Raw genomic sequence first — 26,866 nt, 5'->3', positions numbered from 1 at the left:
GGTGAGGAACCTCCGGCCGGCCCCAGGACCCCCGTTTCAGACCCCAAGACTTACAACCCTGAGAGGGATTGACGCATAGTGCTCGACGTCAACTTCTTCGATGAGCTCCGGATCGGTCTGGCCACGGCTGACGACATCCGTCAGTGGAGCCACGGCGAGGTCAAGAAGCCCGAGACCATCAACTACCGCACCCTCAAGCCGGAAAAGGACGGACTCTTCTGCGAGAAGATCTTCGGTCCGACCCGGGACTGGGAGTGCTACTGCGGCAAGTACAAGCGTGTCCGGTTCAAGGGCATCATCTGTGAGCGCTGCGGCGTCGAGGTGACTCGCGCCAAGGTGCGCCGCGAGCGGATGGGCCACATCGAACTGGCCGCCCCCGTCACGCACATCTGGTACTTCAAGGGCGTCCCGTCGCGTCTGGGCTACCTGCTCGACCTGGCCCCGAAGGACCTGGAGAAGGTCATCTACTTCGCGGCGTACATGATCACGTACGTCGACGAGGAGCGCCGTACCCGCGACCTGCCCTCCCTGGAGGCGCACGTCTCGGTCGAGCGGCAGCAGATCGAGAACCGCCGCGACTCCGACCTGGAGGCCCGCGCCAAGAAGCTCGAGTCCGACCTGGCCGAGCTCGAGGCCGAGGGCGCCAAGGCCGACGTGCGCCGCAAGGTGCGCGAGGGTGCCGAGCGCGAGATGAAGCAGCTGCGCGACCGTTCGCAGCGCGAGATCGACCGTCTCGACGAGGTGTGGACCCGGTTCAAGAACCTCAAGGTCCAGGACCTGGAGGGCGACGAGCTCCTCTACCGCGAGCTGCGTGACCGCTTCGGCACGTACTTCGACGGCTCGATGGGTGCCGCGGCGCTGCAGAAGCGCCTGGAGTCCTTCGACCTGGACGAGGAGGCCGAGCGCCTCCGCGAGATCATCCGTACCGGCAAGGGCCAGAAGAAGACCCGTGCGCTCAAGCGCCTGAAGGTCGTCTCCGCGTTCCTGCAGACCAGCAACAGCCCCAAGGGCATGGTGCTCGACTGCGTGCCGGTCATCCCGCCGGACCTTCGCCCGATGGTGCAGCTGGACGGTGGCCGCTTCGCGACCTCCGACCTGAACGACCTGTACCGCCGCGTGATCAACCGCAACAACCGCCTGAAGCGCCTTCTCGACCTCGGTGCCCCCGAGATCATCGTCAACAACGAGAAGCGCATGCTCCAGGAGGCGGTCGACGCCCTCTTCGACAACGGCCGTCGTGGTCGCCCGGTGACGGGCCCCGGCAACCGTCCGCTGAAGTCCCTCAGCGACATGCTGAAGGGCAAGCAGGGCCGATTCCGTCAGAACCTGCTCGGCAAGCGAGTCGACTACTCGGCGCGTTCCGTCATCGTCGTCGGCCCGCAGCTGAAGCTGCACCAGTGCGGTCTGCCCAAGGCCATGGCCCTGGAGCTCTTCAAGCCGTTCGTGATGAAGCGCCTGGTCGACCTGAACCACGCGCAGAACATCAAGAGCGCCAAGCGCATGGTGGAGCGCGGCCGCACGGTCGTGTACGACGTCCTCGAAGAGGTCATCGCCGAGCACCCGGTTCTGCTGAACCGTGCTCCCACCCTGCACCGCCTCGGCATCCAGGCCTTCGAGCCGCAGCTGGTCGAGGGCAAGGCCATCCAGATCCACCCGCTCGTCTGCACCGCGTTCAACGCGGACTTCGACGGTGACCAGATGGCCGTGCACCTGCCGCTGTCCGCGGAGGCGCAGGCCGAGGCCCGCATCCTGATGCTGTCCTCGAACAACATCCTCAAGCCCGCCGACGGCCGTCCGGTGACGATGCCGACCCAGGACATGGTCCTCGGTCTGTTCTTCCTCACCACCGACGGCGAGCTGCGCGACACCAAGGGCGAGGGCCGGTCCTTCGGCTCCACGGCCGAGGCGATCATGGCGTTCGACGCCGGCGAGCTCGCGCTGCAGTCGGCCGTGGACATCCGCTTCCCGGTGGGCACCATCCCGCCGCGCGGCTGGACCCCGCCGGCGCAGGAGGAGGGCGAGCCGGAGTGGCAGCAGGGGGACACCTTCCGCCTGCGCACCACCCTGGGCCGCGCGCTCTTCAACGAGCTGCTGCCCGAGGACTACCCGTTCGTCGACTACTCGGTGGGCAAGAAGCAGCTCTCCGAGATCGTCAACGACCTGGCCGAGCGCTACCCCAAGGTCATCGTGGCGGCGACGCTCGACAACCTGAAGGCGGCCGGCTTCTACTGGGCGACCCGTTCCGGCGTCACCGTGGCCATCTCCGACGTCGTCGTTCCCGAGGCGAAGAAGGAGATCGTCAAGGGCTACGAGGCGCAGGACGAGAAGGTCCAGAAGCAGTACGAGCGCGGTCTGATCACCAAGGAAGAGCGCACGCAGGAGCTCATCGCGATCTGGACCAAGGCGACCAACGAGGTCGCCGAGGCGATGAACGAGAACTTCCCCAAGACGAACCCCATCTTCATGATGGTTGACTCGGGTGCCCGAGGAAACATGATGCAGATGCGGCAGATCGCCGGTATGCGTGGTCTGGTGTCGAACGCGAAGAACGAGACCATCCCGCGTCCGATCAAGGCGTCCTTCCGTGAGGGCCTGTCCGTGCTGGAGTACTTCATCTCCACGCACGGTGCCCGTAAGGGTCTGGCGGACACCGCCCTGCGTACCGCCGACTCGGGTTACCTGACCCGTCGTCTGGTGGACGTCTCGCAGGACGTCATCATCCGCGAGGAGGACTGCGGCACCGAGCGCGGTCTGAAGCTGCGGATCGCCAACCGCGGCGCCGACGGTGTGCTGCGCAAGGCGGACGACGTCGAGACCAGCGTCTACGCCCGCATGCTCGCCGAGGACGTCGTCATCGACGGCAAGGTGATCGCGCCGGCCAACGTGGACCTGGGCGACGTGCTCATCGACCAGCTCGTGCACCACGGTGTCGAGGAGGTCAAGACCCGCTCGATCCTGACCTGTGAGTCCCAGGTCGGCACCTGCGCCATGTGCTACGGCCGCTCCCTGGCCACCGGCAAGCTGGTCGACATCGGTGAGGCGGTCGGCATCATCGCCGCCCAGTCCATCGGTGAGCCCGGTACCCAGCTGACGATGCGTACCTTCCACACCGGTGGTGTGGCCGGTGACGACATCACCCAGGGTCTGCCGCGTGTCGTCGAGCTCTTCGAGGCCCGTACTCCGAAGGGTGTCGCCCCGATCTCCGAGGCCTCCGGCCGTGTCCGGATCGAGGAGACCGAGAAGACCAAGAAGATCGTCATCACGCCGGACGACGGCAGCGACGAGACGGCGTACCCGATCTCGAAGCGCGCCCGACTCCTGGTCAGCGAGGGCGAGCACGTCGAGGTGGGCCAGAAGCTCACCGTGGGTGCCACCAACCCGCACGACGTGCTGCGCATCCTGGGCCAGCGTGCCGTCCAGGTCCACCTGGTCGGCGAGGTCCAGAAGGTCTACAACTCGCAGGGTGTGTCGATCCACGACAAGCACATCGAGATCATCATCCGGCAGATGCTGCGCCGTGTGACGATCATCGAGTCCGGCGACGCCGAGCTGCTGCCCGGCGAGCTGGTCGAGCGCTCGAAGTTCGAGACCGAGAACCGTCGTGTGGTCCAGGAGGGCGGTCACCCGGCCTCCGGTCGTCCGCAGCTGATGGGTATCACCAAGGCCTCGCTGGCGACGGAATCCTGGCTGTCGGCCGCCTCCTTCCAGGAGACGACCCGAGTCCTGACGGACGCGGCGATCAACGCCAAGTCCGACAGCCTCATCGGCCTCAAGGAGAACGTCATCATCGGTAAGCTCATCCCGGCCGGTACGGGCCTGTCCCGCTACCGCAACATCCGGGTCGAGCCGACCGAGGAGGCCAAGGCCGCGATGTACTCGGCCGTCGGCTACGACGACATCGACTACTCGCCGTTCGGCACCGGCTCCGGCCAGGCCGTCCCGCTGGAGGACTACGACTACGGTCCGTACAACCAGTAAGGCGTAGGTCAACACGAAGGGCGGTCACCCCGTGGGGTGGCCGCCCTTCGGCGTGCGCAGCCGCCATTCGCCGGTGGCGTCCACTCGGAGCGCGGAGCAGGACTGCGGCACTGCCACCGTCAGGCGGGCGCTGTCGTGGCCCTCGGCGAGCAGGGGGCCGGGGCGGTGGGTGCGGGTGAGGGCGTGGAGCGTGAACGGGCCCCTGGCGCGGTGCTCGAACTCGACCAGGCGGCAGCCCTCGTCCTTGAGCACCGTCTCGATGCCCTGTCCGCTCAGCGGCAGCCCCTTCTCCAGCCGCCGGATCTCGCCGGGCGGGCGCAGGGCGAGCCGCCAGGGGCCCGGCGCGCGGACGTCCAGCAGCAGCAGCAGCCGCCCGCCGCGCCGGCCGGGCACCAGCAGCCGGGCCTTCCCCGGTGCGGGGCCCCACTCCTCGTACCCGACAGCGAGCAGTTCCCGCGGGCGTACGCCCCGGCCGCCGCCCTCGTACACGCGGAAGCCGCCGTGCCGGTCGTCGGTCTCGAAGACCAGCAGTGCCGGGCCCTCGCCCGGGGCGGGCACCTGCACCCGGGTGTCGCCTGTGCCGCGGATCCAGGTGATGTCGGTGCCCGCGAGGCGGGCGGCGTCCAGGCGGTCCAGGGCGGCCCGGCCGCGTTCCAGCAGCTCCGGCACCCGGGCGGGGGCGCTGCGCTTCGCCTCGTCGTACACGTCGAGGGCGGTGCGGTAGGCGGTGAGGTCGTCGGGGTCGGCTCCGGGGCCGGGCCGGTAGGTCTCCAGGCGGAGGAGCTCGCCGTACGACGTGACGGCCCGGTCGGCGGCCTGAGCGGCGGTGGGCCGCTTCTCCAGGGGCGTCCTCGGCAGGGCCGGGGCGCGTTTCGGCGCGGGGGCGAAGCGGCGGGCCGCCAGGGCCGGCGGCACCACCAGGGCGACGTACAGGAGGAGCGCGACCCCGCCGTCGCCGACCGGCAGCAGGCCGAGGACGAGGACGAGCAGGGCGAAGACGGCCGTCCCGCTGAGCAGTCCGTAGCCCAGGGACCGTCCCCACGAAGCTCCGCCTGCGGCCATCTTTCCCCCCCACCCCGTGTGTTGCCTCGGACCATCGTGGGGCGGGCACCGGGGTGCGTGTCAGGGGTGAGGCGTACCACATCGGGTAGGTGCTTGTTGCCGGGCTCCGGCAACGGCCCGAAGGAGATGCGTCCGTCCGGGAACCGGTGCCGGAAACAGCGCGTTAGAGGATGATGGAGGCGTTGATTCGCTTTTGGGGGGAGGCGCACGTGTCGCAGTCACAGCCGACGCCATGGCAGCCGTGGCAGTCGGGACAAGGCGTTCCGCAGCCGTGGCAGGCCCAGGCCACTCCCTCCATGCTCGCCTCGCACGCGGAGCGGGAGCGGGCCGTCGACGTGCTCAGAGCCGGGTACGGCGAGGGGCGGTTGCAGCACGCCGAGTTCGAGCGGCGGGTCGCGCGGGCCTACGAGGCGCGCACGGTGGGGGAGCTGGCGCTGCTGGTGGCCGACCTGCCGCAGGGGCCCATGCCGGTCAACAGTCCGCCCGTCGGACCCGTGCCCCACACCTTCCTGCCGGCCCCGGCGCCCACGAACGCCAAGGCCGTCGGTTCCCTGGTCTGCGGGGTGCTCACGTTCTTCACGGCCGGGCTCACCGGGCTTCCCGCGGTCATCCTCGGGCACACCGCCCGCAGTGAGATGCAGCGCACCGGCGAGCGCGGCGACGGGATGGCGGTGACCGGGCTGGCGCTGGGCTGGTTGTCGGTCGCCGGATGGGCGCTCATGATCACGATCCTCATCGCGGCGGCGGTCGCCGGGGCATAAGAGGCTTGAGCTGCGGTGACGTGGCCGCGGCAGGGGTCCGGGGCGTGGAATCGAAGATCAACCACGGTGCAGGGTCTTGACATGCTCCGCATGGCGATGCGGGTGAGGCCCATTTGTTTTGACCGTAGCGTTTGAGGTAGGTACGCTCAGACCTTGTGCCTGGGGTGTGCCCTGGCTCTTGTGCGTGTCATCAACCGCATAGCGAGTCAAGACCGGCCACCGTAATCTGCGCTGTTTTCGCCTCGCGGCGGGAGTCCGCCGGATTCGACACACCCGACCGCGTGGGTCGGCGAAGTTCCAGGTTAGCTTCACCATTCGGCACACAGAAACCGGAGAAGTAGTGCCTACGATCCAGCAGCTGGTCCGTAAGGGCCGGCAGGACAAGGTCGAGAAGAACAAGACGCCCGCACTCGAGGGTTCCCCTCAGCGTCGTGGCGTCTGCACGCGTGTGTTCACGACCACCCCGAAGAAGCCGAACTCGGCCCTGCGTAAGGTCGCGCGTGTGCGTCTGACCAGCGGGATCGAGGTCACCGCTTACATTCCGGGTGAGGGACACAACCTGCAGGAGCACTCCATCGTGCTCGTGCGCGGCGGCCGTGTGAAGGACCTGCCGGGTGTTCGCTACAAGATCATCCGCGGCTCGCTCGACACCCAGGGTGTCAAGAACCGCAAGCAGGCTCGCAGCCGTTACGGCGCCAAGAAGGAGAAGTAAGAATGCCTCGTAAGGGCCCCGCCCCGAAGCGCCCGGTCATCATCGACCCGGTCTACGGTTCTCCTCTGGTGACCTCCCTCATCAACAAGGTGCTGCTGAACGGCAAGCGCTCCACCGCCGAGCGCATCGTCTACGGTGCCATGGAGGGTCTGCGTGAGAAGACGGGCAACGACCCGATCATCACGCTGAAGCGCGCACTGGAGAACATCAAGCCGACCCTCGAGGTCAAGTCCCGCCGTGTCGGTGGTGCGACGTACCAGGTTCCGATCGAGGTCAAGCCCGGTCGTGCCAACACGCTCGCGCTGCGCTGGCTGGTTGGTTACTCCCGCGCCCGTCGCGAGAAGACCATGACCGAGCGTCTGCTCAACGAGCTTCTCGACGCGTCCAACGGCCTCGGTGCCGCTGTGAAGAAGCGCGAGGACACCCACAAGATGGCCGAGTCCAACAAGGCCTTCGCGCACTACCGCTGGTAGTCGCTACCCACATCGAGACCGAGAGAAGACTGAAGCCTTATGGCTACCACTTCACTTGACCTGGCCAAGGTGCGCAACATCGGCATCATGGCCCACATCGACGCGGGCAAGACGACCACCACAGAGCGGATCCTGTTCTACACCGGTGTGTCTTACAAGATCGGTGAGGTCCACGACGGCGCTGCCACCATGGACTGGATGGAGCAGGAGCAGGAGCGTGGCATCACGATCACCTCTGCTGCCACCACCTGTCACTGGCCGCTGGAAGACGTCGATCACACCATCAACATCATCGACACGCCGGGCCACGTCGACTTCACCGTCGAGGTGGAGCGTTCGCTGCGCGTGCTCGACGGTGCCGTGACGGTGTTCGACGGCGTCGCCGGTGTCGAGCCCCAGTCCGAGACCGTGTGGCGTCAGGCGGACCGCTACGGCGTCCCGCGTATCTGCTTCGTCAACAAGCTCGACCGCACGGGCGCCGAGTTCCACCGCTGTGTGGACATGATCTCGGACCGCCTGGGCGCGCAGCCGATCGTCATGCAGCTCCCGATCGGTGCCGAGGCCGACTTCAAGGGCGTCGTCGACCTCGTGACGATGAAGGCCCTGGTCTGGTCCGCCGAGGCCACCAAGGGCGAGATGTACGACGTCGTCGACATCCCGGACACGCACGCCGAGGCTGCCGAGGAGTACCGCGGCAAGCTTCTGGAGGCCGTGGCCGAGAACGACGAGGAGATCATGGAGCTGTACCTCGAGGGCACCGAGCCCACCGAGGAGCAGCTGTACGCCGCGATCCGTCGCATCACCATCGCGTCCGGCAAGTCCAAGGACACCACCGTCACCCCGGTGTTCTGCGGCACCGCGTTCAAGAACAAGGGCGTCCAGCCCCTGCTCGACGCGGTCGTGCGCTACCTCCCCTCCCCCCTGGACGTCGAGGCCATCGAGGGCCACGACGTGAAGGACCCGGAGGTCGTGGTCAAGCGCAAGCCGTCCGAGGACGAGCCGCTGTCGGCCCTCGCGTTCAAGATCATGAGCGACCCGCACCTCGGCAAGCTCACCTTCGTCCGGGTCTACTCGGGCCGCCTGGAGTCCGGCACCTCGGTGCTGAACTCCGTCAAGGGCAAGAAGGAGCGCATCGGCAAGATCTACCGCATGCACGCGAACAAGCGTGAGGAGATCGACTCGGTGGGCGCCGGCGACATCATCGCCGTCATGGGTCTGAAGCAGACCACGACCGGTGAGACGCTGTGCGACGACAAGCAGCCGGTGATCCTGGAGTCCATGGACTTCCCGGCGCCGGTCATCCAGGTCGCCATCGAGCCCAAGTCGAAGGGCGACCAGGAGAAGCTGGGCGTCGCGATCCAGCGCCTGGCCGAGGAGGACCCGTCGTTCCAGGTCCACTCGGACGAGGAGACGGGCCAGACCATCATCGGTGGTATGGGCGAGCTGCACCTCGAGGTGCTGGTCGACCGTATGCGCCGTGAGTTCAAGGTCGAGGCCAACGTCGGCAAGCCGCAGGTCGCGTACCGCGAGACGATCCGCAAGGCCGTCGAGCGCGTCGACTACACGCACAAGAAGCAGACCGGTGGTACGGGTCAGTTCGCCAAGGTCCAGATCGGCATCGAGCCGATCGAGGGCGGCGACGCCTCGTACGAGTTCATCAACAAGGTGACCGGTGGCCGTATCCCCAAGGAGTACATCCCTTCGGTGGACGCGGGTGCGCAGGAGGCCATGCAGTTCGGCATCCTGGCCGGTTACGAGATGACCGGTGTCCGTGTGATCCTGCACGACGGTGGCTACCACGAGGTCGACTCCTCCGAGCTCGCCTTCAAGATCGCCGGCTCGCAGGCCTTCAAGGAGGCCGCGCGCAAGGCCAGCCCCGTGCTCCTCGAGCCGATGATGGCCGTCGAGGTCACCACGCCCGAGGACTACATGGGCGAGGTCATCGGCGACATCAACTCCCGCCGTGGCCAGATCCAGGCCATGGAGGAGCGGGCCGGTGCCCGCGTCGTGAAGGGCCTCGTGCCCCTTTCGGAGATGTTCGGCTACGTCGGCGACCTGCGCAGCAAGACGTCCGGCCGTGCCAGCTACTCCATGCAGTTCGACTCCTACGCCGAGGTTCCGCGGAACGTCGCCGAGGAGATCATCGCGAAGGCCAAGGGCGAGTAACGCACCGCGTTCACACGCCGTAGGCTTGACTCCGGAGCCTCACGGGGCATTCCGCCGCAAGAGCGGAGGAATGCCCCGGGGATCCGGGCCATCCAGCAAAGATCACCTGGCGCCGATGAAGCAAGGCGTTCAGAACCACTCCACAGGAGGACCCCAGTGGCGAAGGCGAAGTTCGAGCGGACTAAGCCGCACGTCAACATCGGCACCATCGGTCACATCGACCACGGTAAGACGACCCTCACGGCCGCCATTACCAAGGTGCTGCACGACGCGTTCCCGGACCTGAACGAGGCCTCGGCGTTCGACCAGATCGACAAGGCTCCCGAAGAGCGCCAGCGCGGTATCACCATCTCCATCGCGCACGTCGAGTACCAGACGGAGACCCGTCACTACGCCCACGTCGACTGCCCCGGTCACGCGGACTACATCAAGAACATGATCACGGGTGCGGCGCAGATGGACGGCGCCATCCTCGTTGTCGCCGCCACCGACGGCCCGATGCCGCAGACCAAGGAGCACGTGCTCCTGGCCCGCCAGGTCGGCGTTCCGTACATCGTCGTCGCCCTGAACAAGGCCGACATGGTGGACGACGAGGAGATCCTGGAGCTCGTCGAGCTCGAGGTCCGTGAGCTGCTCTCCGAGTACGAGTTCCCGGGCGACGACGTTCCGGTCGTCAAGGTCTCCGCGCTCAAGGCGCTCGAGGGCGACAAGGAGTGGGGCCAGTCGGTCCTGGACCTGATGGCCGCCGTCGACACCGCGATCCCGGAGCCGGAGCGCGACGTCGACAAGCCGTTCCTCATGCCGATCGAGGACGTCTTCACGATCACCGGTCGCGGTACGGTCGTCACCGGCCGTATCGAGCGTGGTGTCCTCAAGGTCAACGAGACCGTGGACATCATCGGCATCAAGCCGGAGAAGACCACCACCACGGTCACCGGCATCGAGATGTTCCGCAAGCTGCTCGACGAGGGCCAGGCCGGTGAGAACGTCGGTCTGCTGCTCCGCGGCATCAAGCGCGAGGACGTCGAGCGCGGCCAGGTCATCATCAAGCCGGGCTCGGTCACCCCGCACACCGAGTTCGAGGCGCAGGCCTACATCCTGTCCAAGGACGAGGGTGGCCGCCACACGCCGTTCTTCAACAACTACCGTCCGCAGTTCTACTTCCGTACGACGGACGTGACCGGCGTGGTGACCCTCCCCGAGGGCACCGAGATGGTCATGCCGGGTGACAACACCGAGATGAAGGTGGAGCTCATCCAGCCCATCGCCATGGAAGAGGGCCTGAAGTTCGCCATCCGTGAGGGTGGCCGGACGGTCGGCGCCGGCCAGGTCACCAAGATCAACAAGTGACTCTGAGCCGCTAGGCCTCTGAGAGGGCCCGTACGACTTCGGTCGTACGGGCCCTTTCGCACGTCCTGTGAAGGCTGGGCGAACTCTGCGGGACGCCTCCACCCAACTGCCCCTTTCTGTCCTCTTCGCGGCCTTTCCGACCTCCTAGCGTGAGGGGGTCCGCGCAGCCAGGCAGGGGATGATCGTCGATGTCCGTGGTGGTCGACCGACCGACGCAAGCGATGCGAACGGCGCGGGTCCACCCTCACAGACCCCCGCCGCGCCGCGAACGCCCGCGGCTGTACGCCGTCGACGGCATCCGTCTCGTCGCCGCCCTGATGGTCGCCGTGCACCACTACGCCGGCAGCCGGCGGGTCGACCAGCCGGGCAACGCGGTGTGGGGCCGGCCGGTGTCGGAGGTGATGCCGACGGTGTTCCGCCTCGCGGCCTACGGCTGGATCGGCGTCGAGATCTTCTTCGTGATCAGCGGCTTCGTGATCTGCATGTCCTGCTGGGGCCGCGGCCCGCGCGAGTTCTTCGTCTCGCGGGTGATCCGCCTGTACCCGGCGTACTGGTTCGCCATCGTCTTCACCACGGCCGTGGTGGTGGCGCTGCCCGGCGTCTGGGACCGTCTGGAGGCCCGCGACATCCTGCTCAACTTCACGATGCTGCAGTCCGGTTCGGGTGTGGACAGCGTCGACGGGGTGTACTGGACGCTCTGGTCCGAGCTGCGGTTCTACCTGCTCTTCCTGGCCGTCGTCGCCACGGGGCTCACCTACCGCAAGGTGGTGGTCTTCTGCTGCGCGTGGAGCGCGGCGGCGATGCTCGCGCCGGCGGCGCACTTCGGCCCGCTGACCCTCGCTGCGAACCCCGAGGGCGCCTGGTTCTTCATCGCGGGACTCGCCCTCTACCTGATGCACCGCTTCGGCCAGGACCTGCTGCTGTGGGGGATCCTCGCCATGGCGTGGCTGATGGGGCAACGCCAACTGGGCGTCCGGATCGACGACTTCGAGCATGTGTCGGGCTGGCGGGGGAGTGTCGTGCTGTTCACGGGGTTCCTGCTGGTCATGGTCGCGATCGCGCTGGGCGCGACGGACCGCCTCCGCTGGAGATGGCTGGCGACGGCGGGCAGCCTCACCTACCCCCTCTACCTCCTGCACTACGTCGCCGGTACGACCGTCATCAACCGCCTGCAGGGCACCATGGACGCCCGCCTGCTGGTGGCCACCGTCATCGCAGGCTTCCTGCTGCTGAGCTGGCTGGTGCACCGGTTCGTGGAGCGGCCGGTGGCGAGGGTGCTGAAGAGGGGGTTGGAGGGGGCGTTCGGGCGGATGCGGAGGGCCGAGGCCTGAGCCCGCAGGCTGTGACGGCGACGCGTCGCTGTCACCAGGACGGTTCGCGGTAACGCCAGATGGGCCGGTCCGGGCGAGTGAGCCGTGCCCGGCAGTCCTCGGCCAGCTCGTGCGCCGTCCCCAGATGCCGCTCGCACTCGTCCAGCAGCGTCGCGAACGCGGTCCTCGCCTGGTCGACTCGACCCGAGCAGGAGGTCCACATGGCCTGCTGGTGCCGCCCGGCCAGAGTCAGCACGTGATGAGGACCGAGGGCCCGCGTGATGTCCTGAACCAGGTCGAGCAGGAGCGAAAGCGCTTCGTCGTACCGGCCGCACTCCCCGGTCCAGCCGGTCAGCTGGAGACGGCAGGCGAAGGTTCGCGGGTGATCGCTGCCGTAGAGGGCGGTACGTCCGTCGATGACCGTGCAGAGAAGTCGCAGCCCCTGCCGGGTGTCGCCGCCGTGGAAGACCGCGTGGGCCTGGTTCCAAAGGGCGTCGACGGTGAACGGGTGATGCGCACCCAGCATCCTGTCCCCATCGACCGCCAACTGGCTCCAGAGCCGGGTGGCTTCGGCTGAGCCGTTGGAGGCTGTTGCCCCCGCGACCTCGAACCGGCAGCTGAGAGTCGTGAGAGACGCGGGGCCGAAGAGCCGGACGGAGCGCTCCAACGCGGCGCGCGCCAGGGCCAGGGCTTCCGCCGGCTTGCCGGTGTGATCGGTCCAGCGGGCGACGTCCAATGTGATGTTGATGGTCTCCTGGTGATCGTCGCCATACCTGAGTCGAGCCTCCGCGAGGAGAGCCGCCGTGAGCGCGAGGGACTCCTCGGCGTGGCCGGAGCCGCCGTGCCACCAGGACAAGGCCCTGCGCAGCGCGAAGGTGGTCTCCGGGTCCGCGTCGACCGGTGCCTGGCGAAGGGCAGCGCGCAGGATCCGGGAGGCTTCCTCTGTCCTCAGCTCTTCTCCGAGGAGCAGCGCCAGCCCGATGGCCCCGGTGAGGACTCCGCTGTCCAGAGCCTTCTGGAAGGCATCCCTGGCGGCGGTGCGCCTGGTGTGCAGAAGGGCCGACCATCCGATGTCCTCGCAGATCTGCGGATCGGCTGCGGTGATCAGCCGGGACCAGGTATCTGCGGCGATAGGGGCGTTCCTGGCATCCTCATCCAGCGTGTCGGGCAAGTAGTCGAAGACGTGGTAGCCGTCCGGCTGTGAGGCATGGACAAGGAGCAGGCTGCTCGTGGCGTACCAGGGGGTCGTAGCCCAGGCGAGTGCCTCCTCCCAGCTCTCGGGGCGCAGCGCGAGGCCTCCGTGCCGGGTGAGCTGCTCCTCGTGCAGTTCCCGCAGAAGGCCGATCGGCAGTGGCCGCAGCCAGCCGGCGCGGCGGGCCTCCACCGCGGCGGCGACCAGAGCGGCGCCGCGCACGTGCGTCCCTTCGGGCGCCCAGGCGTCCTGCCAGACCATGAACAGTTGCGGTCCGGCGGCGAGGTACTCGGCCACTCCGAACCGGTCGGCCTGAACGACCGCCTGGGCCAGCCGTCGGTCCCCTTCCATCCGTCGCGCCCTCGCCAGCTCGGTCTCGTGCCAGCGTCGGTCGAGTCGGATCTCGTGCGCCAGTGCCAGCACGTCCCGTGCGGTGCGGCGGCCCGCGGCGTCTCCCGCGTCCGGGCCCAGACCCTGGACGTCCGTGTAGCGAGCCCGCTCCTGCACCCTGATCGTTCCCACCACCACAGTCCTGTGCCCGTCGCGCGCAGAGGTGTGGAGGTGCAGCAGATAAGGGGTCAGTCCGCCCGCGCCCAGGTAGCGCTCGATGTCGTCCAGCCACACGACCGCGTCGCGTTCGCGTCGGAGCGCGGCTTCCGCCGCCGCCAGCGCTCCGGCACGGGTGGGGTCGGGGGCGATGAAGGCAGCGTCGGGCAGCACAGCGCGTACCGCCTCGAAGGCCGCGCGCGTCTTGCCGGACGTGGACTCGCCGACGACCAGCACGAATGGGTATGTACGGAGGGCTTCCTCGATGTCGCCGCTGCGATCGCGGCGTACGAACGGAGGAACCCGCGCCCCTTCCGAGCCGGCATCGCCCTCCGGCGCGGCCGGGTGGACGCCGACCAGGAGAGGATCGGTCATGTCGCGGACCCTGTGGAGACGTCCACGCCCGTCCGTCAGCAACGCGCGCCTGGTCTCCTGGCCGCGTCTCGTGTCCTGGTCGATCAGCTGCTGGCCTCGCTGTGAGAGGGCCGCACCGAGCGCCCCGACCACGGCGAGCAGGGTTCCGCCCACCACACCCGGCAGCAGCCGGCCCAGTGCCGAGAGGACCGACGCCCCGACGGCGACGGCGACGAGCAGCAACCAGCCGCTCCGGCGGGCCCCCCTTGTCCGCATACGGCCATGACAGCACCGCGTGCCGAAGAGGTCCAGAGCGCGAGCCCCCGCTGCCGTCCGCCGCCACGTGGGTGCGAAGGGCACCCGTGTTTGACCTACGTCACTCTCGGGGTATTGTCTCCGGCTCCGATTGGCCAGGCCCCTGCCCCATATGGCAGACTGTCGGAGTTGCTCGGTCGAGTGTTGATGCTGCGCGCCTCCCGCCGGGGGGACCGGAAGCGAGTCCCACAGTACTCGTCGCCCTAACTGCCTTCGGGCAGCGCTGGGGCGGACGTACGGGAATCTTCCGGGAAGTGTGGTGCGGCACCGGCCAGGCACCCGGTGAACCTCTTTCCCAAGATCAGGGATGTTCGAACAAGGGACATCTGTGTCAGTGGAAGCGCGACACGCCCGACCGCGTGGGTCGGAGAAAGTGTCAAGAGGACACCAGGTACCAGAGCTGTAGAGAGACAGGACTACTGAGTAGCCATGGCGGGACAGAAGATCCGCATCCGGCTCAAGGCCTACGACCACGAGGTCATCGACAGCTCGGCGAAGAAGATCGTCGAGACGGTGACGCGTACTGGTGCGTCGGTCGCGGGCCCGGTGCCGCTGCCCACTGAGAAGAACGTGTACTGCGTCATCAAGTCGCCGCACAAGTACAAGGACTCGCGCGAGCACTTCGAGATGCGCACGCACAAGCGCCTGATCGACATTCTCGACCCGACCCCCAAGACCGTTGACTCTCTGATGCGACTCGACCTCCCGGCCGGTGTCGACATCGAGATCAAGCTCTGAGGGCTGGTGATCTGAGAATGGCTAAGCAGATCAAGGGCATCCTGGGCGAGAAGCTCGGCATGACGCAGGTGTGGGACGAGAACAACCGCGTTGTTCCGGTCACCGTCGTCAAGGCCGGCCCCAACGTCGTCACCCAGGTCCGCACGAACGACGTCGACGGCTACGAGTCCGTCCAGATCGCGTTCGGCGAGATCGACCCGCGCAAGGTGAACAAGCCCCTCAAGGGCCACTTCGCCAAGGCCGACGTCACCCCCCGCCGCCACCTCGTCGAGATCCGCACCGCGGACGCCTCCGAGTACACGCTGGGCCAGGAGATCTCCGCTGAGGTCTTCGAGGCGGGCGTCAAGGTGGACGTGACCGGCAAGAGCAAGGGCAAGGGCTTCGCCGGTGTCATGAAGCGTCACAACTTCAAGGGCCTCGGCGCCGGACACGGCACCCAGCGCAAGCACCGCTCTCCCGGTTCCATCGGTGGCTGCGCCACCCCGGGCCGTGTGTTCAAGGGCCTCCGCATGGCGGGTCGCATGGGCAACGAGCGCGTCACCACCCAGAACCTGACCGTCCACGCCGTTGACGCGGAGAAGGGTCTGCTGCTCATCAAGGGCGCGGTTCCCGGTCCGAACGGCGGCCTCGTCCTGGTCCGCACCGCGGCCAAGGGGGCCTGAGGTACCGATGAGCACTGTTGACATCCTTTCGCCTGCCGGCGAGAAGACCGGTAGCGTCGAGCTCCCCGCGGAGATCTTCGGCGTGGAGAAGGTCAGCATCCCGCTGATCCACCAGGTCGTCGTCGCGCAGAACGCCGCTGCCCGTCAGGGCACGCACAAGACCAAGACCCGTGGCGAGGTTCGCGGTGGCGGCAAGAAGCCGTACCGCCAGAAGGGCACCGGCCGCGCCCGTCAGGGCTCGACCCGCGCGCCCCAGTTCGCCGGTGGTGGCGTCGTGCACGGTCCCGTGCCGCGCGACTACTCGCAGCGGACCCCGAAGAAGATGAAGGCTGCCGCCCTGCGTCACGCCCTCACCGACCGGGCCCGCCACAACCGCATCCACGTCGTCTCCGGCGTGATCGAGGGCGAGACCCCCAGCACCAAGGCCGCTCGCACGCTGTTCGGCAAGATCTCGGAGCGCAAGAACCTGCTCCTGGTCGTCGAGCGCGCCGACGAGGCCGCGTGGCTGTCCGCCCGCAACCTGCCCCAGGTCCACATCCTGGAGCCGGGCCAGCTGAACACGTACGACGTGATCGTCTCGGACGACGTGGTCTTCACCCAGGCCGCTCTCGAGTCCTTCGTCGCCGGCCCGAAGGCCAACGACACCGAAGGGAGCGAGGCCTGATGGCTACGCGTCACCCGAGCATTGCCTCCAAGGCTGCGAAGGCCGCCAAGGCCGCGCGCGTCGCCAAGGCGCGTCGCCACGCCACCGAGGGCAAGAACACGGTCGAGACCCCGCTCAGCAAGTCGTACACGGACCCCCGTGACGTGCTGCTGAAGCCGGTCGTCTCCGAGAAGAGCTACGCGCTCCTGGACGAGAACAAGTACACGTTCATCGTCGACCCGCGCGCCAACAAGACCCAGATCAAGGAGGCCGTCCAGGCGGTCTTCTCGGTCAAGGTCACCGGGGTCAACACGATCAACCGCATCGGCAAGCGCAAGCGGACCCGCACCGGCTTCGGCCAGCGTGCGGCGACCAAGCGCGCGATCGTGACCCTCGCCGAGGGCGACCGTATCGACATCTTCGGCGGTCCGACCGCGTAAGCGGGTCGGATCGTCCGATATCGGACGAGGACTGAGAAATGGGAATCCGCAAGTACAAGCCGACTACGCCGGGCCGTCGTGGTTCCAGCGTCGCCGACTTCGTCGAGGTCACGCGGTCCACGCCGGAGAAGTCGCTGGTCCGCCCGCTGCACAGCAAGGGCGGCCGTAACAACGCCGGTCGTGTGACCGTTCGCCACCAGGGTGGCGGACACAAGCGCGCCTACCGAGTGATCGACTTCCGTCGTCACGACAAGGACGGCGTGCCGGCGAAGGTCGCGCACATCGAGTACGACCCCAACCGCACCGCGCGCATCGCGCTGCTCCACTACGCGGACGGCGAGAAGCGCTACATCCTGGCGCCCAAGGGCCTGACCCAGGGCGACCGGATCGAGAACGGCCCGGGCGCGGACATCAAGCCCGGCAACAACCTGGCGCTGCGCAACATCCCCGTCGGTACGACGATCCACTCCGTGGAGCTTCGTCCGGGCGGCGGCGCCAAGTTCGCCCGCTCCGCCGGTGCCTCGGTGCAGCTGCTCGCGAAGGAGGGCACGATGGCCCACCTCCGCATGCCCTCCGGTGAGATCCGCCTGGTCGACCAGCGCTGCCGCGCCACGGTCGGCGAGGTCGGCAACGCCGAGCAGAGCAACATCAACTGGGGCAAGGCCGGCCGCAAGCGCTGGCTGGGCGTCCGCCCGACCGTTCGCGGTGTGGCGATGAACCCGGTTGACCACCCCCACGGTGGTGGTGAGGGCAAGACCTCCGGTGGTCGCCACCCGGTCAGCCCCTGGGGCCAGAAGGAAGGTCGTACTCGTTCGCCCAAGAAGGCGTCGAACAAGTACATCGTCCGCCGCCGCAAGACGAACAAGAAGCGCTAGGAGCGGGTTTAGATGCCGCGCAGTCTCAAGAAGGGGCCCTTCGTCGACGGACACCTCATCAAGAAGGTGGACGCCCAGAACGAAGCCGGCACCAAGAACGTCATCAAGACCTGGTCCCGTCGCTCCATGATCGTCCCGGCCATGCTGGGCCACACGATCGCGGTGCACAACGGCAAGACCCACATCCCGGTGTTCGTCACCGAGTCGATGGTCGGCCACAAGCTCGGCGAGTTCTCGCCGACGCGCACCTTCCGGGGTCACGTCAAGGAAGACCGGAAGTCGAAGCGCCGCTAACAGCGGATCGCATTCAGACACGTAAGTAACTCTGAAGGGACAACCATGGAAGCCAGGGCCCAGGCGCGGTACATCCGCGTCACGCCCATGAAGGCCCGCCGTGTGGTGGACCTCATCCGTGGCATGGACGCCACGGAGGCCCAGGCTGTTCTGCGATTCGCTCCGCAGGCAGCCTCGGTTCCGGTCGGCAAGGTGCTGGACAGCGCCATTGCCAACGCCGCGCACAACTACGACCACACCGACGCCGACAGCCTCTTCATCTCCGAGGCGTACGTCGACGAGGGCCCGACCCTGAAGCGGTTCCGGCCGCGCGCCCAGGGCCGTGCCTACCGGATCCGCAAGCGGACCAGCCACATCACCGTGGTCGTCAGCAGCAAGGAAGGAACCCGGTAATGGGCCAGAAGGTTAACCCGCATGGGTTCCGGCTCGGTGTCACCACGGACTTCAAGTCCCGGTGGTACGCCGACAAGCTGTACAAGGACTACGTCAAGGAAGACGTCGCCATCCGTCGGATGATGACGTCCGGCATGGAGCGCGCCGGCATCTCCAAGGTCGAGATCGAGCGCACCCGTGACCGCGTGCGTGTGGACATCCACACCGCTCGTCCGGGCATCGTCATCGGCCGCCGTGGCGCCGAGGCCGACCGCATCCGCGGCGACCTCGAGAAGCTCACGGGCAAGCAGGTCCAGCTGAACATCCTCGAGGTCAAGAACCCCGAGACGGACGCTCAGCTGGTCGCTCAGGCCGTCGCCGAGCAGCTCTCCTCCCGCGTCTCCTTCCGTCGTGCCATGCGTAAGAGCATGCAGTCGGCGATGAAGGCCGGCGCCAAGGGCATCAAGATCCAGTGCGGTGGCCGCCTCGGCGGCGCCGAGATGTCCCGCTCGGAGTTCTACCGCGAGGGCCGCGTGCCCCTGCACACGCTCCGCGCGAACGTGGACTACGGCTTCTTCGAGGCCAAGACGACCTTCGGCCGCATCGGCGTGAAGGTCTGGATCTACAAGGGCGACGTCAAGAACATCGCCGAGGTCCGCGCCGAGAACGCTGCGGCCCGTGCGGGTAACCGCCCGGCCCGTGGCGGTGCCGACCGCCCGGCCCGTGGTGGCCGTGGTGGCGAGCGGCGCGGTCGCAAGCCGCAGCAGGCTGCCGGCGCCGAGGCCCCCAAGGCCGAGGCTCCCGCGTCCGCTCCGGCTGAGAGCACCGGAACGGAGGCCTGACCGACATGCTGATCCCCCGTAGGGTCAAGCACCGCAAGCAGCACCACCCCGGACGCAGCGGCGCTGCCAAGGGTGGCACGACGGTTGCGTTCGGCGAGTACGGCATCCAGGCGCTCACCCCGGCGTACGTGACGAACCGTCAGATCGAGGCCGCTCGTATCGCCATGACGCGTCACATCAAGCGTGGTGGCAAGGTCTGGATCAACATCTACCCGGACCGTCCCCTCACCAAGAAGCCCGCCGAGACCCGCATGGGTTCCGGTAAGGGTTCTCCGGAGTGGTGGATCGCCAACGTCAAGCCCGGACGCGTGATGTTCGAGCTGTCGTACCCCAACGAGAAGATCGCCCGTGAGGCGCTGACCCGTGCGGCCCACAAGCTGCCGATGAAGTGCCGGATCGTCAAGCGCGAGGCAGGTGAAGCGTGATGTCGGCCGGTACCAAGGCGTCCGAGCTGCGCGAACTGGGTGACGAGGAGCTTCTGGGGAAGCTCCGCGAAGCCAAGGAAGAGCTGTTCAACCTCCGCTTCCAGGCGGCCACGGGTCAGCTCGAAAACCACGGTCGGCTGAAGGCCGTCCGTAAGGACATCGCGCGGATCTACACCCTGATGCGCGAGCGTGAGCTGGGCATCGAAACGGTGGAGAACGCATGAGCGAGAGCAACGTGACTGAGAACGCAGAGGCCCGTGGCTTCCGCAAGACCCGCGAGGGTCTCGTCGTCAGCGACAAGATGGACAAGACCGTCGTCGTCGCCGTCGAGGACCGCGTGAAGCACGCGCTGTACGGCAAGGTCATCCGCCGTACGAACAAGCTCAAGGCCCACGACGAGCAGAACGCCGCGGGTGTCGGCGACCGTGTCCTCCTCGCGGAGACCCGGCCGCTGTCCGCGACGAAGCGCTGGCGCGTCGTCGAGATCCTCGAGAAGGCCAAGTAGGTAATTCCCGCAAGGGAATTCCAACAAGTACGCCTGCGGGGTACCCCGCAGGACAGTTCCGCCAGGCTCCGGGGGCCGTTGAAGAACGGCCCCCGGGGAACCGGCAGACGATCAGGAGATAGACGTGATCCAGCAGGAGTCGCGACTGCGTGTCGCCGACAACACTGGTGCGAAGGAAATCCTTTGCATCCGTGTGCTCGGTGGCTCCGGTCGCCGCTACGCGGGCATCGGTGACGTCATCGTCGCCACCGTCAAGGACGCGATCCCCGGTGGCAACGTGAAGAAGGGTGACGTCGTCAAGGCGGTCATCGTTCGCACCGTCAAGGAGCGCCGCCGTCCGGACGGCTCGTACATCCGCTTCGACGAGAACGCCGCCGTCATTCTGAAGAACGACGGCGACCCTCGCGGCACCCGCATCTTCGGCCCGGTCGGGCGTGAGCTGCGCGAGAAGAAGTTCATGAAGATCATCTCGCTGGCTCCGGAGGTGCTGTAAGCATGAAGATCAAGAAGGGCGACCTGGTCCAGGTCATCACCGGCAAGGACAAGGGCAAGCAGGGCAAGGTCATTGCCGCTTTCCCGCGCGAGGAGCGCGTCCTGGTCGAGGGTGTCAACCGGGTCAAGAAGCACACCAAGGCCGGCCCGACCGCCAGCGGTTCGCAGGCCGGCGGCATCGTCACGACCGAGGCGCCGATCCACGTCTCCAACGTCCAGCTGGTCGTTGAGAAGGACGGCAACAAGGTCGTCACGCGTGTCGGTTACCGCTTCGACGACGAGGGCAACAAGATCCGCGTTGCCAAGCGGACGGGTGAGGACATCTGATGGCTACCACCACCACTCCGCGTCTCAAGACGAAGTACCGCGAGGAGATCGCGGGCAAGCTGCGTGACGAGTTCAAGTACGAGAACGTCATGCAGATCCCCGGCCTCGTGAAGATCGTGGTCAACATGGGTGTCGGCGACGCCGCCCGTGACTCGAAGCTGATCGAGGGCGCGATCCGCGACCTGACCACCATCACCGGTCAGAAGCCGGCCGTCACCAAGGCCCGCAAGTCCATCGCGCAGTTCAAGCTGCGTGAGGGCCAGCCGATCGGTGCCCACGTCACGCTCCGTGGCGACCGCATGTGGGAGTTCCTGGACCGCACCCTGTCGCTCGCGCTCCCGCGCATCCGCGACTTCCGCGGCCTGTCCCCCAAGCAGTTCGACGGCCGTGGCAACTACACCTTCGGTCTCACGGAGCAGGTCATGTTCCACGAGATCGACCAGGACAAGATCGACCGCGTCCGGGGTATGGACATCACCGTGGTCACCACGGCGACCAACGACGCTGAGGGCCGCGCGCTCCTTCGTCACCTCGGCTTCCCCTTCAAGGAGGCGTGAGCGAGATGGCGAAGAAGGCTCTGATCGCGAAGGCTGCTCGCAAGCCCAAGTTCGGCGTGCGTGGCTACACGCGCTGCCAGCGCTGCGGCCGTCCCCACTCCGTGTACCGCAAGTTCGGCCTGTGCCGCGTGTGCCTTCGTGAGATGGCTCACCGTGGCGAGCTGCCGGGCGTGACCAAGAGCTCCTGGTAATCCCGTAGTTCGGGATTCCTGAAGCTCTCGGTAAGCAGACTGGGCGGTCAGACGCCCACCTCCGCATGCCTTAGGCTTGTGGGGTTGGGCGTCTGTCGCCGCCCGTACGACTTACTACGCCGTAGGTCCACCGCGCCGCACCCGTCCCGTCTCGGATCGGGGAGAGGGATGGCGCACCAGGAAACCCCGGCGAGAGAGGCCGAAGGCCAATTCATGACCATGACTGATCCGATCGCAGACATGCTTACGCGTCTGCGGAATGCGAACTCGGCGTACCACGACTCGGTGTCGATGCCGCACTCCAAGATCAAGTCCCACATCGCGGAGATCCTCCAGCAGGAGGGCTTCATCACGGGCTGGAAGGTCGAGGACGCCGAGGTCGGCAAGAACCTCGTCCTCGAGCTGAAGTTCGGCCCGAACCGTGAGCGCTCCATCGCGGGCATCAAGCGGATCTCCAAGCCCGGTCTCCGGGTGTACGCGAAGTCCACCAACCTGCCGAAGGTGCTCGGCGGCCTCGGCGTGGCGATCATCTCCACGTCGCACGGGCTCCTCACCGACAAGCAGGCCGGCAAGAAGGGCGTGGGTGGGGAAGTCCTCGCCTACGTCTGGTAGCGGAAGGGAACGGAGGAAACAGCTATGTCGCGTATTGGCAAGCTCCCCATCACGGTTCCCGCCGGCGTGGACGTCACCATCGACGGCCAGACGGTCTCGGTCAAGGGCCCCAAGGGCACGCTGACCCACACCGTCGTGGCGCCGATCGAGATCGCCAAGGGTGAGGACGGCGTTCTGAACGTCACCCGCCCCAACGACGAGCGTCAGAGCAAGGCCCTGCACGGCCTGTCCCGCACGCTGGTGGCGAACATGATCACCGGCGTGACCCAGGGTTACGTGAAGAAGCTCGAGATCAGCGGTGTCGGTTACCGCGTGACCGCCAAGGGTTCGAACCTCGAGTTCGCTCTCGGCTACAGCCACCCGATCACCGTCGAGGCGCCCGAGGGAATCACCTTCAAGGTGGAGACCCCGACCCGCTTCCAGGTCGAGGGCATCGACAAGCAGAAGGTCGGCGAGGTTGCGGCCAACATCCGCAAGCTGCGCAAGCCCGACCCGTACAAGGCCAAGGGCGTCAAGTACGAGGGCGAAGTCATCCGCCGCAAGGTCGGAAAGGCGGGTAAGTAAGCCATGGCATACGGACAGAAGATCCTCAAGGGCGACGCCTACAAGCGCGCCGCGATCAAGCGCCGCCACATCCGGATTCGCAAGAACCTCTCCGGTACGGCGGAGCGTCCGCGTCTGGTCGTGACCCGCTCCAACCGCCACATCGTGGCGCAGGTGATCGACGACCTGAAGGGCCACACCCTGGCTTCGGCGTCCACGCTGGACAGCTCGATCCGCGGTGGCGAGGGCGACAAGTCCGCGCAGGCCAAGCAGGTCGGCGCCCTGGTCGCCGAGCGTGCCAAGGCCGCCGGTGTCGAGGCCGTGGTGTTCGACCGTGGTGGCAACCAGTACGCCGGGCGCATCGCCGCCCTGGCGGACGCCGCCCGCGAGGCCGGGCTCAAGTTCTGAGCCGCTTGTAGCTAGCGGAAAGAGAGAGGTAATCCAATGGCTGGACCCCAGCGCCGCGGAAGCGGTGCCGGTGGCGGCGAGCGGCGGGACCGGAAGGGCCGTGACGGCGGCGCTGCTGCCGCCGAGAAGACCGCGTACGTTGAGCGCGTCGTCGCGATCAACCGCGTCGCCAAGGTTGTGAAGGGTGGTCGTCGCTTCAGCTTCACCGCGCTGGTCGTGGTGGGCGACGGTGACGGCACCGTGGGTGTCGGTTACGGCAAGGCCAAGGAGGTGCCGGCCGCCATCGCCAAGGGTGTTGAGGAGGCCAAGAAGCACTTCTTCAAGGTCCCCCGTATCCAGGGCACCATCCCGCACCCCATCCAGGGTGAGAAGGCTGCCGGCGTCGTGCTGCTCAAGCCCGCGTCCCCGGGTACCGGTGTTATCGCCGGTGGTCCGGTGCGCGCCGTGCTCGAGTGCGCCGGTATCCACGACGTGCTGTCGAAGTCGCTCGGCTCCGACAACGCGATCAACATCGTGCACGCGACCGTGGAGGCCCTGAAGGGTCTGCAGCGTCCCGAGGAGATCGCGGCCCGCCGCGGTCTGCCGCTGGAGGACGTCGCCCCCGCGGCTCTGCTGCGCGCTCGTGCCGGGGCGGGTGTGTGATCATGGCTCAGCTCAAGATCACGCAGGTCAAGTCCTACATCGGCAGCAAGCAGAACCACCGTGACACCCTGCGTTCCCTTGGTCTCAAGGGCATCAACACGCAGGTCGTCAAGGAGGACCGCCCCGAGTTCCGCGGCATGGTGCACACCGTCCGCCACCTCGTGACGGTCGAGGAGGTCGACTGATCATGGCGGAGAACAACCCGCTCAAGATCCACAACCTCCGTCCCGCCCCGGGCGCCAAGACCGCCAAGACCCGTGTCGGTCGTGGTGAGGCGTCGAAGGGTAAGACGGCCGGTCGTGGTACCAAGGGCACCAAGGCCCGCTACCAGGTTCCGGAGCGCTTCGAGGGTGGCCAGATGCCCCTCCACATGCGTCTTCCGAAGCTGAAGGGCTTCAAGAACCCGTTCAAGACCGAGTTCCAGGTCGTGAACCTCGACAAGCTGGCCGCGCTCTACCCCGAGGGTGGCGAGGTCACCGTCGAGGGTCTGGTGGCCAAGGGTGCCGTTCGCAAGAACAGCCTCGTCAAGGTCCTCGGCCAGGGTGAGATCTCCGTGGCGCTGCAGGTGACGGTCGACGCCGTCTCCGGCTCCGCCAAGGAGAAGATCACCGCCGCCGGCGGTACGGTCACCGAGCTCGTCTGAGTTCCGGCGACACCGTCGCACACGTACAGAGGCCGGGCAGTTCTCCACGGGGAGCTGCCCGGCCTCTGCCGTAGAAAGTGGCCGGAAACATACGGTCGGAGGCCCGGGTGTCAACGTGCTGTGACCACACCCGGGTGATGATGCGGATCTCCACCGGCCCGTAACTGACTCACCCTTGACCTGCCGTCCTCCGCACGAACTTCACCTGGCTGCGCAGGCGCTGTTAGAGTCCGTAAGTCCACCTGTGCCCGCGCGAGGTATGCCGTTCGGTGTCGGGGTGGTAGAAAACATCGTTCGGCCCTCTGGGCCATGTCAGACGACTAGTCCCTGCCGCGCGCGGCGCGGGGGTCGCAGGAGGAACCGTGCTCACCGCGTTCGCCCGGGCGTTCAAGACGCCCGACCTGCGCAAGAAGCTGCTCTTCACGCTGGGCATCATCGTGGTCTACCGCGTAGGTACCCACATCCCGATCCCGGGCGTGTCCTACACGGCCGTCCAGGAGTGCGTGAAGGAGGCCTCGGGCAACCAGGGCCTCTTCGGCATGATCAACATGTTCAGCGGTGGCGCGCTGCTCCAGGTCACCGTCTTCGCCCTCGGCATCATGCCCTACATCACGGCGAGCATCATCCTGCAGCTGCTGACCGTGGTCATCCCGCGCCTGGAAGCCCTCAAGAAGGAGGGTCAGGCCGGTACCGCGAAGATCACGCAGTACACCCGTTATCTGACCGTGGCGCTCGCCATCCTGCAGGGCACCGGTCTGGTCGCCACCGCGCGCAGCGGCGCGCTGTTCAGCGGCTGCCAGGTCGCCGGCCAGATCGTGCCGGACCGCTCGATCTTCAGCACCATCACGATGGTCATCTGCATGACCGCCGGCACCGCCGTCGTCATGTGGCTCGGCGAGCTGATCACCGACCGCGGCATCGGCAACGGCATGTCGATCCTGATGTTCATCTCGATCGCCGCGACCTTCCCGTCCGCGCTGTGGGCCATCAAGAAGCAGGGCAAGCTGGCCGACGGCTGGATCGAGTTCAGCACCGTCATCCTCGTCGGCCTGGTCATGGTCGGCCTGGTCGTCTTCGTCGAGCAGGCCCAGCGCCGCATCCCGGTGCAGTACGCGAAGCGCATGATCGGCCGCCGGTCCTACGGCGGTACGTCCACGTACATCCCGCTGAAGGTGAACCAGGCGGGTGTGATTCCCGTCATCTTCGCGTCGTCGCTGCTCTACATTCCGGCGCTGGTCGCGCAGTTCTCCAGCAGCAAGTCGGGCTGGAAGACCTGGGTCGAGCAGAATCTGACCAAGGGCGACCACCCGATTTACATCGTTTCGTACTTCTTGCTCATCGTGTTCTTCGCGTTCTTCTACGTGGCGATCTCCTTCAACCCCGAGGAAGTCGCGGACAACATGAAGAAGTATGGTGGCTTCATCCCGGGCATCCGGGCTGGCCGACCGACCGCTGAGTACCTCAGTTACGTGCTCAACCGGATCACCTGGCCGGGTTCGCTGTATCTGGGACTGATCGCTCTCGTGCCGACGATGGCGTTGGTGGGCTTTGGGGCAAGCCAGAACTTCCCGTTCGGCGGGACCAGCATCCTGATCATCGTGGGTGTCGGTCTCGAGACGGTGAAGCAGATCGAGAGCCAGCTCCAGCAGCGCAATTACGAAGGGTTCCTCCGCTGATGCGAATCGTCCTCGTCGGGCCGCCCGGTGCCGGAAAGGGCACGCAGGCCACCCGCCTCGCCGGGAAGCTCTCGATCCCGCACATCTCCACGGGCGATCTGTTCCGCGCCAACATCAGCCGGCAGACGGAGCTCGGGAAACTCGCGAAGTCCTACATGGACGCCGGCAACCTGGTGCCGGACGAGGTCACCATCGCGATGGCGAAGGACCGCATGGAGCAGCCGGACGCCGAGAACGGCTTCCTGCTGGACGGTTTCCCGCGCAACGTCTCGCAGGCCGAGGCGCTCGACGAGCTGCTCAAGACCGAGACCATCAAGCTGGACGCGGTCCTCGACCTCGAAGTCCCCGAGGAAGAGGTCGTGAAGCGGATCGCCGGCCGGCGCATCTGCCGCAACGACTCGGCGCACGTCTTCCACGTCTCCTACAGCCCCGCCAAGAAGGAAGGCGTCTGCGACGTCTGCGGCGGCGAGCTGTACCAGCGTGACGACGACTCCGAGGAGACCGTGCGCAAGCGGCTCGAGGTCTACCACACGCAGACCGAGCCGATCATCGACTACTACAAGGCACAGGGTCTGGTCGTGACGATCTCCTCCCTGGGCCCGGTGGACGAGATCACGCAGCGCGCCCTGGAGGCGCTCAAGCGCGAGGACGACGGCAAGTAGACGCCCGTCCGGTACGGCCGTGGCACCCGTTCGGGCGTCACGGCCGTACTGTTGTGTACGTAATCGGACGACGTGAGTGACGGAGAGCGCAGGCCCCC

The 26,866-nt window shown here is 67.1% G+C and carries 32 protein-coding genes; 30 read left to right on the top strand and 2 right to left on the bottom strand.

What is annotated here, in order from left to right:
* The first annotated feature begins 78 nt into the window (after window positions 1-78).
* Window positions 79-3,978: a DNA-directed RNA polymerase subunit beta' gene (locus tag M8J74_RS04345; RefSeq protein WP_249835132.1), complete on the top strand. Its 3,900-nt coding sequence runs from the start codon at window positions 79-81 to the stop codon at window positions 3,976-3,978.
* 24 nt (window positions 3,979-4,002) lie between these two features.
* Here M8J74_RS04345 and M8J74_RS04340 read toward each other — a convergent pair whose 3' ends face one another.
* Complete coding sequence (locus tag M8J74_RS04340; RefSeq protein ID WP_249835131.1) at window positions 4,003-5,040, bottom strand: hypothetical protein; 1,038 nt, start codon at window positions 5,038-5,040, stop codon at window positions 4,003-4,005.
* 173 nt (window positions 5,041-5,213) lie between these two features.
* Here M8J74_RS04340 and M8J74_RS04335 point away from each other — a divergent pair, with 173 nt between their 5' ends.
* From M8J74_RS04335 to M8J74_RS04310, 6 genes are all read left to right on the top strand, one after another.
* Complete coding sequence (locus M8J74_RS04335) at window positions 5,214-5,801, top strand: DUF1707 and DUF4190 domain-containing protein (protein WP_372500110.1); 588 nt, start codon at window positions 5,214-5,216, stop codon at window positions 5,799-5,801.
* Window positions 5,802-6,141: 340 nt separating this feature from the next.
* Window positions 6,142-6,513: a 30S ribosomal protein S12 gene (gene rpsL, locus M8J74_RS04330; protein WP_003948652.1), complete on the top strand. Its 372-nt coding sequence runs from the start codon at window positions 6,142-6,144 to the stop codon at window positions 6,511-6,513.
* Window positions 6,514-6,515: 2 nt separating this feature from the next.
* The gene (gene rpsG, locus M8J74_RS04325; RefSeq protein ID WP_003992340.1) at window positions 6,516-6,986 is read left to right on the top strand and encodes a 30S ribosomal protein S7; all 471 of its coding nucleotides are present in this window, start codon (window positions 6,516-6,518) and stop codon (window positions 6,984-6,986) included.
* Window positions 6,987-7,025: 39 nt separating this feature from the next.
* Window positions 7,026-9,152 carry an elongation factor G gene (gene fusA, locus M8J74_RS04320; RefSeq protein ID WP_249835129.1) on the top strand — a complete coding sequence of 709 codons (2,127 nt, stop codon included), beginning with the start codon at window positions 7,026-7,028 and terminating at the stop codon, window positions 9,150-9,152.
* A 156-nt stretch (window positions 9,153-9,308) separates the two neighbouring features.
* Window positions 9,309-10,502, top strand: a complete 1,194-nt coding sequence (gene tuf / locus M8J74_RS04315; RefSeq protein ID WP_242772530.1) for an elongation factor Tu — start codon at window positions 9,309-9,311, stop codon at window positions 10,500-10,502.
* Between the two features lie 221 nt (window positions 10,503-10,723).
* Window positions 10,724-11,833 carry an acyltransferase family protein gene (locus tag M8J74_RS04310; protein ID WP_249835128.1) on the top strand — a complete coding sequence of 370 codons (1,110 nt, stop codon included), beginning with the start codon at window positions 10,724-10,726 and terminating at the stop codon, window positions 11,831-11,833.
* A 31-nt stretch (window positions 11,834-11,864) separates the two neighbouring features.
* On the opposite strand, the gene M8J74_RS04305 is transcribed toward M8J74_RS04310, so the two are convergent.
* Window positions 11,865-14,180, bottom strand: coding sequence for a hypothetical protein (locus M8J74_RS04305; protein WP_249835127.1), 2,316 nt, complete (start codon window positions 14,178-14,180; stop codon window positions 11,865-11,867).
* Between the two features lie 468 nt (window positions 14,181-14,648).
* On the opposite strand from M8J74_RS04305, the gene rpsJ reads away from it, so the two are divergent.
* The 23 genes from rpsJ to M8J74_RS04190 all read left to right on the top strand — a co-directional run bounded on the left by rpsJ (window position 14,649) and on the right by M8J74_RS04190 (window position 26,768).
* Window positions 14,649-14,957, top strand: a complete 309-nt coding sequence (gene rpsJ / locus M8J74_RS04300; RefSeq protein WP_003948644.1) for a 30S ribosomal protein S10 — start codon at window positions 14,649-14,651, stop codon at window positions 14,955-14,957.
* Between the two features lie 17 nt (window positions 14,958-14,974).
* Window positions 14,975-15,619, top strand: coding sequence for a 50S ribosomal protein L3 (rplC, locus tag M8J74_RS04295; protein ID WP_005481233.1), 645 nt, complete (start codon window positions 14,975-14,977; stop codon window positions 15,617-15,619).
* Window positions 15,620-15,626: 7 nt separating this feature from the next.
* Window positions 15,627-16,283 carry a 50S ribosomal protein L4 gene (rplD, locus tag M8J74_RS04290; protein ID WP_142141938.1) on the top strand — a complete coding sequence of 219 codons (657 nt, stop codon included), beginning with the start codon at window positions 15,627-15,629 and terminating at the stop codon, window positions 16,281-16,283.
* Window positions 16,283-16,702, top strand: a complete 420-nt coding sequence (gene rplW / locus M8J74_RS04285; RefSeq protein WP_058923764.1) for a 50S ribosomal protein L23 — start codon at window positions 16,283-16,285, stop codon at window positions 16,700-16,702. The genes rplD and rplW overlap by 1 nt, the downstream gene beginning before the upstream one ends.
* 38 nt (window positions 16,703-16,740) lie before the next feature.
* Window positions 16,741-17,577: a 50S ribosomal protein L2 gene (rplB, locus tag M8J74_RS04280; protein WP_058923763.1), complete on the top strand. Its 837-nt coding sequence runs from the start codon at window positions 16,741-16,743 to the stop codon at window positions 17,575-17,577.
* Between the two features lie 12 nt (window positions 17,578-17,589).
* Window positions 17,590-17,871, top strand: coding sequence for a 30S ribosomal protein S19 (gene rpsS / locus M8J74_RS04275; RefSeq protein WP_058923762.1), 282 nt, complete (start codon window positions 17,590-17,592; stop codon window positions 17,869-17,871).
* A gap of 45 nt (window positions 17,872-17,916) precedes the next feature.
* Window positions 17,917-18,264, top strand: a complete 348-nt coding sequence (gene rplV, locus M8J74_RS04270; RefSeq protein ID WP_003974262.1) for a 50S ribosomal protein L22 — start codon at window positions 17,917-17,919, stop codon at window positions 18,262-18,264.
* On the top strand, window positions 18,264-19,085 hold the full coding sequence (gene rpsC / locus M8J74_RS04265) for a 30S ribosomal protein S3 (RefSeq protein ID WP_003998826.1): 822 nt from the start codon (window positions 18,264-18,266) through the stop codon (window positions 19,083-19,085). Before rplV ends, rpsC begins: the two co-directional genes overlap by 1 nt.
* Window positions 19,086-19,090: 5 nt before the next feature.
* Window positions 19,091-19,510: a 50S ribosomal protein L16 gene (gene rplP, locus M8J74_RS04260; RefSeq protein ID WP_007494765.1), complete on the top strand. Its 420-nt coding sequence runs from the start codon at window positions 19,091-19,093 to the stop codon at window positions 19,508-19,510.
* Window positions 19,510-19,734: a 50S ribosomal protein L29 gene (gene rpmC, locus M8J74_RS04255; protein ID WP_030221001.1), complete on the top strand. Its 225-nt coding sequence runs from the start codon at window positions 19,510-19,512 to the stop codon at window positions 19,732-19,734. Before rplP ends, rpmC begins: the two co-directional genes overlap by 1 nt.
* On the top strand, window positions 19,731-20,015 hold the full coding sequence (gene rpsQ / locus M8J74_RS04250) for a 30S ribosomal protein S17 (RefSeq protein ID WP_058923761.1): 285 nt from the start codon (window positions 19,731-19,733) through the stop codon (window positions 20,013-20,015). The genes rpmC and rpsQ overlap by 4 nt, the downstream gene beginning before the upstream one ends.
* Window positions 20,016-20,139: 124 nt before the next feature.
* Window positions 20,140-20,508: a 50S ribosomal protein L14 gene (gene rplN / locus M8J74_RS04245; RefSeq protein ID WP_003998823.1), complete on the top strand. Its 369-nt coding sequence runs from the start codon at window positions 20,140-20,142 to the stop codon at window positions 20,506-20,508.
* A gap of 2 nt (window positions 20,509-20,510) precedes the next feature.
* Entirely contained in the window at window positions 20,511-20,834 is a 324-nt protein-coding gene (rplX, locus tag M8J74_RS04240; protein ID WP_058923760.1) for a 50S ribosomal protein L24, read from the top strand.
* Window positions 20,834-21,391, top strand: a complete 558-nt coding sequence (gene rplE, locus M8J74_RS04235) for a 50S ribosomal protein L5 (RefSeq protein ID WP_007494758.1) — start codon at window positions 20,834-20,836, stop codon at window positions 21,389-21,391. Before rplX ends, rplE begins: the two co-directional genes overlap by 1 nt.
* A 5-nt stretch (window positions 21,392-21,396) precedes the next feature.
* On the top strand, window positions 21,397-21,582 hold the full coding sequence (locus M8J74_RS04230; RefSeq protein WP_003948630.1) for a type Z 30S ribosomal protein S14: 186 nt from the start codon (window positions 21,397-21,399) through the stop codon (window positions 21,580-21,582).
* A 213-nt stretch (window positions 21,583-21,795) separates the two neighbouring features.
* Window positions 21,796-22,194, top strand: coding sequence for a 30S ribosomal protein S8 (gene rpsH / locus M8J74_RS04225; protein ID WP_014674378.1), 399 nt, complete (start codon window positions 21,796-21,798; stop codon window positions 22,192-22,194).
* A 24-nt stretch (window positions 22,195-22,218) separates the two neighbouring features.
* Window positions 22,219-22,758 carry a 50S ribosomal protein L6 gene (gene rplF, locus M8J74_RS04220; RefSeq protein WP_058923759.1) on the top strand — a complete coding sequence of 180 codons (540 nt, stop codon included), beginning with the start codon at window positions 22,219-22,221 and terminating at the stop codon, window positions 22,756-22,758.
* Window positions 22,759-22,761: 3 nt separating this feature from the next.
* Entirely contained in the window at window positions 22,762-23,145 is a 384-nt protein-coding gene (gene rplR, locus M8J74_RS04215) for a 50S ribosomal protein L18 (protein ID WP_030745253.1), read from the top strand.
* A 36-nt stretch (window positions 23,146-23,181) separates the two neighbouring features.
* The gene (rpsE, locus tag M8J74_RS04210; protein ID WP_058923758.1) at window positions 23,182-23,787 is read left to right on the top strand and encodes a 30S ribosomal protein S5; all 606 of its coding nucleotides are present in this window, start codon (window positions 23,182-23,184) and stop codon (window positions 23,785-23,787) included.
* Window positions 23,788-23,789: 2 nt separating this feature from the next.
* Window positions 23,790-23,972, top strand: a complete 183-nt coding sequence (gene rpmD, locus M8J74_RS04205) for a 50S ribosomal protein L30 (RefSeq protein WP_003974250.1) — start codon at window positions 23,790-23,792, stop codon at window positions 23,970-23,972.
* Between the two features lie 2 nt (window positions 23,973-23,974).
* A complete protein-coding gene (gene rplO, locus M8J74_RS04200) occupies window positions 23,975-24,430 on the top strand; it encodes a 50S ribosomal protein L15 (RefSeq protein WP_003974249.1) in 456 nt (151 codons plus the stop codon).
* A gap of 362 nt (window positions 24,431-24,792) precedes the next feature.
* Complete coding sequence (gene secY, locus M8J74_RS04195) at window positions 24,793-26,106, top strand: preprotein translocase subunit SecY (RefSeq protein ID WP_249835126.1); 1,314 nt, start codon at window positions 24,793-24,795, stop codon at window positions 26,104-26,106.
* Window positions 26,106-26,768, top strand: coding sequence for an adenylate kinase (locus tag M8J74_RS04190; RefSeq protein WP_249835125.1), 663 nt, complete (start codon window positions 26,106-26,108; stop codon window positions 26,766-26,768). Before secY ends, M8J74_RS04190 begins: the two co-directional genes overlap by 1 nt.
* Window positions 26,769-26,866: the final 98 nt, after the last annotated feature.

Origin of the sequence: Streptomyces panaciradicis, assembly GCF_023516615.1 — a bacterium.
GTDB lineage: Bacteria > Actinomycetota > Actinomycetes > Streptomycetales > Streptomycetaceae > Streptomyces > Streptomyces panaciradicis.
This window is presented reverse-complemented; position numbering and strand designations above follow the sequence as displayed.